We start from the raw sequence: 12,655 nt of genomic DNA on the forward strand, positions 1-12,655 counted from the left end.
TGACGCTATTGCAGTACATCAATTGGCAAAACGATGAACCCATTAATCGCATTAAACATGCATTGGCTGCTTAAGGTTAACCCCTAAACGCGTTATACATAATAAAATTTCATGGCATTATTTATTTATCTCACGGGGTAAATCCCAGCCCTTTAAGCGAATGGATTTTCGGTATGGCAGGTTTCTCTTTTGCATCTCATCTCCCGGATTACAACCATCTCATGATTTGTGAACTTATCTCATTCTTGTAGCTGTGGGGACATGCCATGGCATGTCCGTACACGGCCCGGCATCTTAGCCCAGTCCTCCGGAGGCCAGCACCTCATCGCAGGCATTGATCGTCTCCCATCCCAGATCTTCGAAAAGGTCAATTGCCGGTTGTTCTACCGCTTTGTCTTCGGAGTATTTGGACATGATGATACATCTAATTCTAAACCCAACTAACCAACGTCTAAATCTTCATTTCTGATAATATCTACAAATTTCGTCCAGCGTATTCCTTCAGCACGGCACACATCCGGCACCTTTGGCCCATTCATATTATTCGTCATAGATTCATTCGTGACAACCAGGCAATCTTCAACCATAGCTAGAGCCACAACATACGGATCACCTTCATTCTTACCCGTAATTAAACCAAAATTGCTGTAGGTATTAACCAGGTAGGTTACCGCTTCTTGTAACTCATCACTGTTTTCAACCACAAAATCACCTTTACGAGTTTTCACCCAATCAAACAACTCATCCCCGCCTCGTTCTAATTCTTCATAAATGACCGGGGCTATACCTACTACATCATCCTTTGCCAACTGGTGGAGACTCTCCCACACTTTTGGGAAGAAGTCGATCGGGTAATCTATCCATGCCTGAATGACAGCGTCTGAATCGAGCGAATACCTCAAACGTAGCTGCCCTCCTCCGGCCACCCGAAGGTTTTGGCCGCTAGTTCATTTAAATTCGGCACTTTCCAGCCGGTGATATTGGCTAATTCACCTAATGTAATCTGTTCCTGGAAGTAGCTTTGAAATGCATTACGCATAAACAGTCGCCCTTTTTGAACGATCCTCGTGTAATAGGGATCACCCCCATCGCTCTGCCTGCTTTTATCATAAAAAGTGACTTCGGGCAGGCAGGCTTCATACACTTCCTCACTGATAAGCTCTTCAGTCTTAAGCCGTATCAGTAAGACATAGGTAGATACCCCATACCGACGACTCAGGCCCCTGATTTGTTTGACAGGTTCAGTATCTGCATTAAAGTCGAGGACCAACTCTTCTGAAGGCACCAATATTTCGGCAGCCAATCGATTACAAAACTGTTCAATATTACGCTTTCCGTTGGGGAAATAGCTGGTCAATTTATCATTAATCATAACGGAATCCCGCAGCAGCACATGGATCAGTTCATGGATGAGCGTAAAGATGCGGGCATTTGAGGAATCCTTGGAGTTAATGCCAATAATAGGAATTTTTGACTCCGCCAGTGCAAATCCACGGGACTCCGATACATCTACATACGGATATTGAACAACGTAGATATCTTTATTTTCCAGAACTTCTTTCCATCGCGTCAATGCTGTGGATGAGCCGGACCAGCTTTTTTGTTCATCTATCGATACCTCAAGCCATTCTCTGATGGTTATGGCCAGTGAAGCGATGTCCTCATCTTCAGGATTAATAGTAGGAATTTCAGCCGGAGTTTTTCCTTGATCTTGATAAAGCTCAAGCAGTATATCCCGATTCCGTTTAGCTTCACGAATGGCTTTGATAAGCTTGGGACTTGCTTCTAACAGCAGCTGATTATTGATTGTACGAAACTCAGACAGGGGATCTGTTTCTTCAGGGACTTCTTCCAGATAGAAAAATCCCGGAGTTCGATCTAAATATTTGGCTAATTTTACTAATTGATTCGTGGTGGGCTTTTTCTCCCCTTGCTCCCACTGCACCCACTGCTCTTCCTTAACCCGCATTTTTTCGGCAATCCTGCCTACAGGATACCCGGCACGCTCACGCGCGAAGGATAGGGTCTCTGGGTTTATATTTACACGGGCCGTAGGCATAACTTCTTTAAAATAACAAAAATTTTGCCGTCAGATTGTATGTAGGTAGATCCTGTAGAGATTAGCATGCTACAACCCAACAGGAGCATTATCCCAAATATTATCGGCAATTATATATTTAATACCTGTTCATGACCCCGCTCCGGATTCTCCCGATCCTGCTGCCAACGCAATGGGTTATCAAAAATATACTTCCTGATACGATGCAGGGCCTTTTCATTGCGGATTATATGATCGTAAAACCGGGACTGCCATGCAAAATATTCATGGCCATTGGCATTGCACCACCGGGTGAGGGATCCTTTGTAATGATTGATTATCATGGATAATGATTGGGATTGTGGTTTTCCAAATTGTGCCTGGTTCTGTTGGTTGGTGGTATGATCTTCCTTCTGTGGGGACATGCCATTTTGTGGGGACATGCCATGGCATGTCCCTACCCGGGCATGATCTACATGATCAGGTGTGATCCCCACAATCCCATGCAGATGATTGGGCATTACCACAAATTCATCCAATACCACATTGGATTGATGGCTCGGAATCTGCCGCCAATAATGCCAGGCCAGGCACCCCGGCACCGACAGGCCCATGATACCATCCCGGATCTCCCCGAAATGATGCTGCCGATCCTTGGTGCAGATGGTCACAAAATACAGCCCGGGATTCCGGTAATCCCATCCTTTTAATCTAATTGATTTTCGGTATGGCAGGTTTCTCTTTGGCATCTAATCTTAAAATTGTAAACCATCACAAGATTGCTGAACCTATCACATTCTTTTGCGTGTGGGGACGTAGCATGCTACGTCCGTACTTGGCCAGTATTCCGTGGCTTATCAACGGAGGCCAGCACCTCGTCGTAGGCGTTGATCGTCTCCCATCCCAGTTCTTCGAAAAGCTCAATCACCGGCTGTTCTACCGCTTTGTCTTCGGAGGATTTGGACATTACTCAAGTGTTAGTAATTCTGTTCCAAAATTTCTGGAAGTTTGGGCCCTCAGATAATGGTCGAGTATTTGGAGGAATTATCTGCATACTCAAAGGAATTGGAAAATCAATTCCAATAATTGCTGCTTCACCAGGCTTTAGATTTGGCAAAAAGGATGATGCTGATTTATCAATTTCTCCACTAGCTTTTTCAACTATATACCTATCCTGATCATTAGTGAGTCTATGAACTATTAATGTTCCCATTTGACTCAATACTGCTTTGGTAATATCGCGTGGTCTTTGAGTCACGAGACAAATATTAAGTCCGTACTTTCGCCCTTCTTTTGCAATAAGTTCAAAAGAATCTAAATCAGCAGAATTTTCATCTCTTCCAAGCGTACCCCCTAGAAAATTGTGGGCTTCGTCAACAAAAACTACTAGGGGTTTTTCAACAAAGCATTTTTTTCTTGCCTCCGTCAATAATTTTCTTCCTATAACATTAGCAACAATTTCTTTTGCTTGATACTCCTCAGAAACACCTGATAGACTAATCCTCAATAGTTTTTGATTACTCTGACCATTTTGATCATTTAAGAAATGATCAATTTTTTTATTTAATGATGGAAGATTATCCGTGCTAAAGATGAAATCAAATTCATTGCTATTTAATATGTTTCCAATCCGACTTACAAGAGTTGAACAATAACCCCAGTGTTGTTGGTTTTTCCTTCCATATGATTCATCATTTTCCCACACACATTCGTTTTCAATTTGGCCTATTAACTTATTAACATCGAACTTGGCGTTTGGGTTATATGCAACTTTAGAAATATCCGACCTAGACAAAATTTCGTTATACTCTTCATATGTTCTTCCTGTTTTAACAAAATAACCATTGGCATCAGCAAGAGATGGATCTTCATGTACAATTCTTAGGCTTATTATAGCCTCCCTTAATTTTGGCATTTGAATACCCGATGAGGGTCGGAACATCGCTATAAAATCAGATTCTGCGAAATTACTTGGAGGTAAAGAACATTTTATTGCATTATCAGCTTTGTTCACGGGTTCCCCCAAATACAAATGCCTAATTGAATCGTGACTAAAGTCTCTATATTCACCTGTAGCATCTAGTAATATGATTTTACTATCAAACTTGAGACACTCTTCAATAATGTGAGCAGTTGTCCAACTCTTTCCACCTCCTGTTGCTCCAAGTATTGCACAATGTCTTCCAAATAACTTTTCGGGGGTTATTGACACATTAGATTGTGTATTCGCTTCGATAGCACCAATTTTAAGTCTCACATCATTTTCACTCTTTAATTGGTCCTCCATCAAACTTGGAATTAATGAAATAAAGGTATGAGGGGCTGAGTATACCTTGTCACCTAACCGAGGATAGGTTTCGAGTCCTGCACTAATTCGCATTTTATCAGTAGTCACTGTTCCTAACAATTGGATAATTCCAATAGCATCTAAATCAGGTGATCCAGTAAGTGTTTTATCAATGTTTCTACGCTCTCTTTCAGGTAATCTTACCTCGATCATTCGACCAAGAAGCAAATTTTGTTGTCCCTCAATTAATAAGAATTCTCCAACTTCACCTTTGCCATACCTGCTGCCTTCAAAAAATGATCCACTTGGCTTACCGGCATCATATAAATTGACACGCACTTCTGTAGCAGAAACTGAAGAAATGCTCCCTAAATATAGTTCAGATCTAAGTATTCCTTTTGATTCAAGCTTGTTCAACTCCTTTGAAAAATCCATGGCTACGAACTTATGTCTTTAATGGTACGCTCAAGTTGTTGTGCAGATGTAAGGGCTTTTAAATTCGGAATCAATTGTGCAAACTTTTGAAATGAGGCATTGATAAACCAAATATCCTCACCAGCTAATGCCTTCTCTTTCAATTTTTCCCAATATTTTGATGGTTTATCAGCTTCCAATTGTTTCTCTGCAAATTGATCAGCGATTACAACCTTTAAGTGTGGATTGGTATCGATTGCCGAAATTACAGGTTCTGCCAAGTGGTCATCATTAAATCCAAACCCTGAAATGATCAAACAAGTATTCGGTTCTCGTAGTGAACTTAAATACCTTGAGAAAAGCTCTAGATGCGGTTGAATATATGATTGCTGATATTTTCCATGTGCTGGATAAATTATGCAGGCCTTTTTCGGATTAGGTTCATCAATTTCGATAATCTCACTCCCATTCCTTTCCCAATTTACAGATCCATGCAGTTTAAATAATTGAAAAACCCCTTCAAGAAAATTAGTGGTTTTATCATGACTATTTGTTCTTCTTACGATATCACAATTAAAATAGTTTGGATCATATCTTCTTGGATTAACGAAAGAGAAACCATCTAATATTATTAATCCCTGTAGTGATGCTGCTCTTTCGAAACATAAATCATAATTGGTTGTAAATATTTTAAGTCTTGGATCTCTAACTCTCCTTTTCGATAAACGGTGCAGAAAAGTTCTATGTCCTTCAAGATTATCGTTATTTAGAAAAGAAGAGCACTCATTTAATATTATTTTTTTTGCTTCAGTTAAAAATCCTTCAACTTTTAAGTTTTCTTCCTCGATTCTTAAATATGCCTCACATTGGGTAAGTAAAGCCTCAATGTTTTTATCACGTGAATCATGCTTTACAACCTCTATTATCTCCTCTGGGTTTATTTCAATTTCTTTCTCTTCGCCATTATCTTTATACCTGTAAGTGGGGTTATTATTAGTGACCTTTTCCCAAAGATCACCCATAGATGGCCCACCTACTTCGCCCAAAGATGTGCCACTTCCCGCCAATACAGCTAAGTGTGGCATCTGTAATGAAGATAAAAGGGTTTCTTTTATAGATTCACTGTTACTTTCAACTTCCTTTTGTTTCTCCTTGTCCTCTTGCTCGTCCTTAGGTAATTCAAGTAGTTTCCATTCAGAACTATTTGGAGCTAGAAATTTATCCAAGTTCTCCGATTCCTTACTTTTATTCCCTGAAGTCCTTTTAATTTTTATTTTTTTGCTCATAGAACTAATCCTTGATTCTTTAGTCGTTGAATATCAATCTTTCCCGATATAAGCTTCGGCAAAAGTAAATTTCTCGTTTCCTTAAGCTTAATATTCTGCTTTTGAAGTGTACTTATTTGATCAAATAGAGGCCCAACTTTATAATGAAAAGTATCAAGTAAATCTTGGTTAGGCATAAGAGCTGGCAGCCCCTTAAATTTAGTTTTACTAACGTTTGTCATGGTTGCCCCCGTAGATCCAATTTTTTCCATCAACGGCTTTAGGTCTTTTGTAGTGAAGTACAAGTACTCTCTATAGGATTCGTTTTCTGGTACAATTGAATTTATTTGCTGATTGGTTTGGGAGGGCACCGATGTAAGAGCAACAACACCAGCTGTACCAATACAACTTACACAGATACTGCTAGCCGGCAAGGTTTTATTCTCTTGGGTTTTGACACCTTTTTTTGATAAAACATTTTCAGTTTCATGAATAAAAATTTGATCATGCATGTCAGGTGTCTTTATGAAAGGCATGTAGTCACCATAATTTGCAGAATCTTTGGTGCTTGGTGTTTTACCTAAAACAATCTCTCCAAAATCCTCCAGCTTCTTCACCTCCCACCCCTCAGGAATTTCCCCGAGCTCCGTACCCGAATCCACAAGCTCATCCTCCTGGTGACCGGGATAGCGGAAGTGCACAAACCACTCGCGGTAGATCCGCCGCGCCATCTCCTCCAGGATCTCAATGCGGCGGGTGTTATTTTCGATCAGGTCGTCAAAGCCGGAGAGAATGGAAGCTATTTTTTGCTGAATGGGAAGATCGGGAGGATCAATCTCAACTTCTTCGACAGCTGTTATATCTGCTCGCTGTCTACCCGAAGCCCCTGCCATACTTTTTTCAGCCGTTTTTCTAATAAGTGGACTTCTACTCAAATAGTAAACAAAGTTTGGATCTGAAACACCTTCTTTAGCCCGAAAAACAAAAAATTCAGTAGAGCCAAAACCCTTCTTTATTCCATCTGATTTAAACCGAGTAATTTTCCCATTTTCCAAACAAGGAGTGATACGTGCAAAAAGAGTATCTCCTTCCTTAAATTTTGACCTACTATTCTTGTATTCCCGTGTTTCAGAATTTGTAACATAACCACGGGATGGGTTAACATCAGCCATTCCCACATAGGGATAGGTTTTTCCTTTCTTTAAATCTACTTTGGGATTTATCTGTACGAAATCTTTAAACAGCATCAATTACTGATTTAGAATAGATTGAATATTCTCTGTAATCTGATTTTCCAAACTATCAGCTTCTGCATTGAGCAGTTCCAACTCCTCATATAATTCACCTAATCTCACCTGAAAATCCACATCATCCTCTTCCCGCTCGGCCACGCCTACGTAGCGGCCCGGGTTCAGGCTCCAGCCCTGCTCCTCAATCTCTTCCACCGTAGCCACCTTACAGAGGCCGGGGATGTCCCGGTACTGGCCGTCATCAAATAATTCGTACATGTTATCGGGCTGGGTGATATTGGACGATTGGGTGTCCTCATCGGCCGTACCGTGGTACGGCCCTACAGATTGGTATTCCTCTGCCTCCTCGGCAGCCATTGCCATTTCCTCATTCCCTGCCTGTTGGGACACGCCATGGCGTGTCCGTACGGCAGCATCTCCTTTCACAGAATCCAGCTCTTCGCCCCGGTATCGTCTCACAATATTGGCAATGAAATCCAGCTGCCGGTCGGTGAAATCCCGGTGGGCGCGGTCGAGCTGCCGGTAGATATTTCTTGCATCGATGAAGAGCACGGTATTGCAACCGCGGGTGGATACTTCATCTCTGCCCTTTTCTTCATCCTGTGGGGACACGCCATGGCGTGTCCGTACATCCTCGATATCTATTTCCGGCAATTGCTGCTTGCCCTTATCAAAAAACCACAAGGTACAGGGCAGCGTCACCGTATAGAAAAAGTTGGAGCCGACGGAGATGATCACATCCACCACGCCCTCTTCAATGAGTTTCCTGCGGATCTCCTGCTCGCTGTGGCGGGCATCGGCGGCGGAGTTGGCCATCACAAACCCGGCCCGGCCGCTATCGTTCAGGGCGCTGAAAAACTCCTGCATCCACAGGTAGTTGGCGTTGTCGGTGCTGGGGATGCCGAACGGGTAGCGCGGGTCGCCCTCAATGGCCTCCTTGTCCACCCCGCTCACGTTAAACGGAGGGTTGGCCATCACGTAGTCGAACCGTCCCACGCAGTCGTGGGCATTCTCGTAGTAGGTGTTGCCGGTGCGGATGTCACCCTCCAGCCCGTGCACGGCCAGGTTCATCTTGCATAAGCGCACCGTATTTTCTTTATTCTCCTGGCCGTAGATAGATAAAATATCCTTAGCCTGTTGGGACACGCCATGGCGTGTCCGTACGGAGTCATCTCCGTTTTTCTGATGCCTATTCCTAAATTTATCGCTTTGCACAAACATGCCGCCGGAGCCGCAGGCCGGGTCCAGGATCTTACCGCCGTAGGGCTCCAGCACTTCCACGATCAGCTTGACAATGGCGGTGGGCGTAAAGAACTCGCCGCCTTTCTGTCCCTCGCTCATCGCAAACTTGCCGAGGAAATACTCGTAGATCTGCCCGAACACGTCCCCTTCCACATCGGCGCCCACGTTGGAGAAGTTCTTCAGTAGGTCTTTCAGTACCCGGTCCTCAAACTGCTTGTAGTCCTTGGGCAGCACGTCGGCCAGCTCGGGGTTCTCCTCTTCAATGGCCTCCATCGCCTCGTTCACCTTCTGCCCGATATCCTCGCTTTCGGGCAGCTGCAGCAGGTAGTTGTACCGCGCCTGCTCCGGAAGGTAGAGCACGCCTTCGGCCTTGTAGTCGGCCGGGCCTATGGTGCGCCGCCCGGAGGACTGGCCTTCCAGCTCCTCGTGCAACGGCTGAAATCGGTGCCAGGCGTAGCGCAGGAAGATGAGTCCCAGCACGGGCGTGGAGTATTCGTAAGAACTAAGTTTGGAGTTGGCGCGGAGGTTGTCGGCGGCCTGCCACAGCCGGTCTTCGAGTTCTTTTAGGTTTGTCGGCATGTAACCCCGTTATTCTCTTGTTTAACGCTTTTGTTCTGTGCCCTATATATAAATTTTTTAAGGGATAAAACAAGCATTTATTGGGGATCCAGCCAGATTGTTTAATCTTTTCCAGGAATACACACTTTTCCACACTAGCTATTGAGTATATAAATAAGCGATTAAACAAGCTCTGGTATCTCAATTTCAATGGTATCATATAGACTGGATATGCCAAATAACCGCAGGAGCTGATTTTCTTTTTTCTATATGTGATGTGATATCTATCGACGATGAGGGCCCATTGCAGATCTGGTATGTATTCCTCCAACACTAAATACCTGCAAGTCCCCTACAAAAATTTTCATCCATCTTCTCCTGATTGGTTTACCAATAACTGTCCCATCCAAATATCCATGTAAAATTCCTGTATAGTGGCTAAAATCAGTGTCTTTCTAAAAGAGTTTATGAAATTCAGCTCCATCCCTCCCTATGGCACACCTGAAACCGGTAATAATATGTACTCAGGCAACCCTTTCCTTCCAGAACTTGTATAGACTAATACCGGAACACGGTCAAGACGTACGTGGATTACAAATATTAACTAAACAGGAAGGGATGTTATGAGGAATAAAACAGTATGGCTAATCGGATTACTTTCAATTGTGTTCGTGATTGGATATGCGTGCCAGGATCAATCATTTAACCCGGTCCATTCCGGACAGGAACATGGAGTTAGTCCTCAAAACGTGGAAGGTAAAGCACCTGCATGGGCCAGCTCAAACCAGCGAAACTTTCGTGCTCACCTAAAAGGCAGCAACGAGGTTCCGCCGGTAGAGACGGACGCGCAGGGACAGGCCATCTTCCAGGTAAGTAAGGACGGCAGCTCCATTGACTATAAGCTGATTGTTGCAAACATTGAAAATGTGTTAATGGCTCATATCCATAACGCCCCCTCCGGTCAAAATGGCGGTGTAGTGGTTTGGCTCTATCCGCAGGCGCCCCCGCCCCAGCTGATCGAGGGACAAACCCAGGGCATTCTTGCCGAAGGGACCATCACAGCGGATGAACTTGTTGGGTCACTGGAAGGTCAAACACTTGATGCACTGATCAGCGAGATGAAGGCTGGAAATACGTATGTCAATGTACATACTACGCAAAACCCACCGGGGGAGATCCGGGGCCAAATAAAATAACGTTTAATCGCTGATCTAATACCAGCGTTTGACGTTAAAATAATTATCCGCCTATACTCCCAAAAGTTGGCGGACACTTGTAGAGCAGCTTGTTCCCGGCCGGTTAAACCGGTCGGGCTTATTTTTTTAAGAGATTATTTCCCTGCAGATAGACAAGCACAATCTAGAATGGGGTAATCATGAGAGCTCTTACATTGATAATTCCAAGTATTTGGTTGATTTCCGGATGCAATATTTTTTTCACTTCGGATTCCGGCTTGCCAATTGAAATAAGCGGAATGGTTTATGATAAAGATTCTGGATCACCACTGCCCCAAGCTGCAATCGAATTGTGGGGCGTGGACTTTTGGGGTGATGATGAACTAATAGTCAGAACCTTTTCATCCGGCAGCATTGGACAAACCAGTGGTGCTGGATTTTATATGGTCGATACCAGTACAAAGGCATATCATCGATGCGATTCTACCGGTATTAGATTAAAAGCATGGCACAGTGTTCATTATGCGGAGGTCGACTCATTTGTGTCGTACCGGCTTCCTGAGCGGCTTATACCAATCAACTGCAATAGTAATTTCAAGCATATACAACGAACCATCAATCTGGGTCTTGAAAGAGAGTGAACCGTACAAATTATGCCCTCTTTATAAATGAGAAAATCCCAATTTCGATCAATAATACTGATATACGGCTATGGACTTTCGCGGATAGCAATAAATATTCCTGGATGAATGCGGAGAGCTTCACAGGCCTGGGCTGAGGGGTGAGGATCTGGTTACATTTTTTATAACGGTTTTACTTGCTTAGCATAAAAAATAAAAAGTATTTTGAAGAAGTAATTCTTTATGCTTTATATTTGCAGGTGATTAATATTGATCACTGATAAATTTCCCGTTTAAGCAACGACGGGGAAAATTTCAGACACTAAAAAGTACGATATGAACTACTTTTTAAAACAATTAAGTGTCCCTGCAACCCATTGTATTCAAATGGATTAGGCGATTTGCCGGTGTGGCGGAATTGGTAGACGCGCGCGACTCAAAATCGCGTTCCCTCTGGGAGTGAGAGTTCGAGTCTCTCCACCGGTACTTTTACCCTTGCAAGTTATTGGCTTGCAAGGGTTCGGTATGTAAGATACAACCAAGGTAACGGGATTGAAACCACCTGCCTCCCCGACCGAACCAGTTATCAGGCAGGAACAGGTTCTTGCATAATCTTTTCCGTGAATCTGCCGAACTTAAAGAATAGTAACGAGAATCAGCCAATGTAAGGCAGATTTTGCGATCTTTTGAAGTGAACACGGGATCTTTTTATGAAAATATCGCAAAATCACGCCAATATGGGATGGTTCGCTATAGGCTCCAGCCTCATGGTGTGAGGCGATCGCATCCCGGGAATCGATAAACCACGTAAAATGACAAATATATACTACGACCAGGATGCAGATATATCCGTCCTCGAGGGAAGGAATATTGGAATAATTGGTTATGGGAATCAGGGCAGGGCCCAGGCGTTGAACATGCGTGATTCCGGCCTGTCGGATATCTTTATCGGCACGGCCAGGGATGAAACATTTACCCAGGCTCAGGAAGATGGGTTCAGAGTGGATGATGTGCCCGAAGTCGCGATCCAGTCCGATATCCTGTTTCTGTTAATCCCTGATGAGATCATGCCCCGTATCTACCAAGAGCAGGTGGAACCCCATCTCAAAGCGGGCAACGTGTTGAATTTTGCCTCGGGATACAACATCACCTTTGATCACATATCACCGCCCTCACATTGCGATACTATCATGGTTGCTCCCCGCATGATCGGGGACGGAGTTCGCAACCGTTATTTAAACGGGAAGGGCTATCCCGCCTTTATCGCGGTAGAACAGGACGCATCGGGAGAAGCCCTGCAAACCGCCCTTGCCCTTGCAAGGGCGATGGGGGCCACAAAAATGGGATCGATCGAGGTTACCTTCAAAGATGAAACGATGCTGGATCTGCTGGCAGAGCAGGCAATATGGCCGATGATCATATCCATACTGACCGAAGCTTTTCATTTTGAAGTTGAACAAGGACATCCCCCGGAAGCTTCACTGATCGAGTTGTACATGTCGAGAGAGCCTGCCTACATGTTTGAAAAAATGGCTGAAGACGGCCTCTTCAAGCAGTTCCCCTATCATTCTCATACCAGCCAATACGGGCAGCTGTCGCGTATCGAAGATCTGGACAAATCTTTTATCCGAAAAACACTGGCCGATGCCTACCAGTATATCGAAGACGGCAAATTTTCCCGGGAATGGGAAAAGGAACAGGAGAACGGTCTGCCAGAGTTGAAGAGACTCCTGGACCAGGCATATAATTCAGTGATATCCAACATGGAAGAAAAGATCAAAAACCAGTGATATTGTCTTTCACCGA

Annotated in this window: 11 protein-coding genes and 1 tRNA gene; 4 read left to right on the top strand and 8 right to left on the bottom strand. The window is 43.8% G+C overall.

Annotated features, from left to right (window positions below; all coding sequences use genetic code 11):
- Nucleotides 1-440: 440 nt before the first annotated feature.
- From ACG2F4_RS11915 to ACG2F4_RS11950, 8 genes are all read right to left on the bottom strand, one after another.
- Nucleotides 441-926: a DUF4411 family protein gene (locus ACG2F4_RS11915; RefSeq protein ID WP_395260990.1), complete on the bottom strand. Its 486-nt coding sequence runs from the start codon at nucleotides 924-926 to the stop codon at nucleotides 441-443.
- Complete coding sequence (locus ACG2F4_RS11920; protein ID WP_395260992.1) at nucleotides 899-1,969, bottom strand: ImmA/IrrE family metallo-endopeptidase; 1,071 nt, start codon at nucleotides 1,967-1,969, stop codon at nucleotides 899-901. Before ACG2F4_RS11920 ends, ACG2F4_RS11915 begins: the two co-directional genes overlap by 28 nt.
- A gap of 200 nt (nucleotides 1,970-2,169) precedes the next feature.
- Entirely contained in the window at nucleotides 2,170-2,787 is a 618-nt protein-coding gene (locus ACG2F4_RS11925) for a transposase (RefSeq protein ID WP_395260994.1), read from the bottom strand.
- A gap of 74 nt (nucleotides 2,788-2,861) precedes the next feature.
- A complete protein-coding gene (locus ACG2F4_RS11930; RefSeq protein ID WP_395260996.1) occupies nucleotides 2,862-3,005 on the bottom strand; it encodes a hypothetical protein in 144 nt (47 codons plus the stop codon).
- Between the two features lie 3 nt (nucleotides 3,006-3,008).
- Nucleotides 3,009-4,760, bottom strand: a complete 1,752-nt coding sequence (locus tag ACG2F4_RS11935) for an ATP-binding protein (RefSeq protein WP_395260998.1) — start codon at nucleotides 4,758-4,760, stop codon at nucleotides 3,009-3,011.
- 2 nt (nucleotides 4,761-4,762) lie between these two features.
- Nucleotides 4,763-6,025 (bottom strand): SIR2 family protein, encoded by a 1,263-nt coding sequence (locus ACG2F4_RS11940; protein ID WP_395261000.1) that lies wholly within the window; start codon nucleotides 6,023-6,025, stop codon nucleotides 4,763-4,765.
- Nucleotides 6,022-7,251 (bottom strand): restriction endonuclease subunit S, encoded by a 1,230-nt coding sequence (locus ACG2F4_RS11945; RefSeq protein ID WP_395261002.1) that lies wholly within the window; start codon nucleotides 7,249-7,251, stop codon nucleotides 6,022-6,024. The genes ACG2F4_RS11940 and ACG2F4_RS11945 overlap by 4 nt, the downstream gene beginning before the upstream one ends.
- A 3-nt stretch (nucleotides 7,252-7,254) precedes the next feature.
- Nucleotides 7,255-9,075, bottom strand: a complete 1,821-nt coding sequence (locus tag ACG2F4_RS11950) for an N-6 DNA methylase (protein ID WP_395261004.1) — start codon at nucleotides 9,073-9,075, stop codon at nucleotides 7,255-7,257.
- A gap of 602 nt (nucleotides 9,076-9,677) precedes the next feature.
- Here ACG2F4_RS11950 and ACG2F4_RS11955 point away from each other — a divergent pair.
- The 4 genes from ACG2F4_RS11955 to ilvC all read left to right on the top strand — a co-directional run bounded on the left by ACG2F4_RS11955 (nucleotide 9,678) and on the right by ilvC (nucleotide 12,639).
- Nucleotides 9,678-10,250, top strand: coding sequence for a CHRD domain-containing protein (locus tag ACG2F4_RS11955; protein WP_395261006.1), 573 nt, complete (start codon nucleotides 9,678-9,680; stop codon nucleotides 10,248-10,250).
- 179 nt (nucleotides 10,251-10,429) lie between these two features.
- Entirely contained in the window at nucleotides 10,430-10,870 is a 441-nt protein-coding gene (locus ACG2F4_RS11960; RefSeq protein ID WP_395261008.1) for a hypothetical protein, read from the top strand.
- Between the two features lie 382 nt (nucleotides 10,871-11,252).
- Nucleotides 11,253-11,335, top strand: a tRNA-Leu gene (locus ACG2F4_RS11965).
- Nucleotides 11,336-11,661: 326 nt separating this feature from the next.
- Entirely contained in the window at nucleotides 11,662-12,639 is a 978-nt protein-coding gene (ilvC, locus tag ACG2F4_RS11970; RefSeq protein ID WP_395261010.1) for a ketol-acid reductoisomerase, read from the top strand.
- Nucleotides 12,640-12,655 lie beyond the last annotated feature (16 nt).

The sequence above is a fragment of the Halalkalibaculum sp. DA3122 genome (genome assembly GCF_043951865.1).
Taxonomy (GTDB): domain Bacteria; phylum Bacteroidota; class Rhodothermia; order Balneolales; family Balneolaceae; genus JAMQKA01.

Coding starts and splice junctions, on each gene's coding strand:
- ACG2F4_RS11955 (WP_395261006.1), top strand. CDS start 9,678: ATGAGGAATAAAACAGTATGGCTAATCGGATTACTTTCAATTGTGTTC.
- ACG2F4_RS11945 (WP_395261002.1), bottom strand. CDS start 7,251: ATGCTGTTTAAAGATTTCGTACAGATAAATCCCAAAGTAGATTTAAAG.
- ACG2F4_RS11930 (WP_395260996.1), bottom strand. CDS start 3,005: ATGTCCAAATCCTCCGAAGACAAAGCGGTAGAACAGCCGGTGATTGAG.
- ACG2F4_RS11950 (WP_395261004.1), bottom strand. CDS start 9,075: ATGCCGACAAACCTAAAAGAACTCGAAGACCGGCTGTGGCAGGCCGCC.
- ilvC (WP_395261010.1), top strand. CDS start 11,662: ATGACAAATATATACTACGACCAGGATGCAGATATATCCGTCCTCGAG.
- ACG2F4_RS11925 (WP_395260994.1), bottom strand. CDS start 2,787: ATGCCAAAGAGAAACCTGCCATACCGAAAATCAATTAGATTAAAAGGA.
- ACG2F4_RS11960 (WP_395261008.1), top strand. CDS start 10,430: ATGAGAGCTCTTACATTGATAATTCCAAGTATTTGGTTGATTTCCGGA.
- ACG2F4_RS11920 (WP_395260992.1), bottom strand. CDS start 1,969: ATGCGGGTTAAGGAAGAGCAGTGGGTGCAGTGGGAGCAAGGGGAGAAA.
- ACG2F4_RS11935 (WP_395260998.1), bottom strand. CDS start 4,760: ATGGATTTTTCAAAGGAGTTGAACAAGCTTGAATCAAAAGGAATACTT.
- ACG2F4_RS11940 (WP_395261000.1), bottom strand. CDS start 6,025: ATGAGCAAAAAAATAAAAATTAAAAGGACTTCAGGGAATAAAAGTAAG.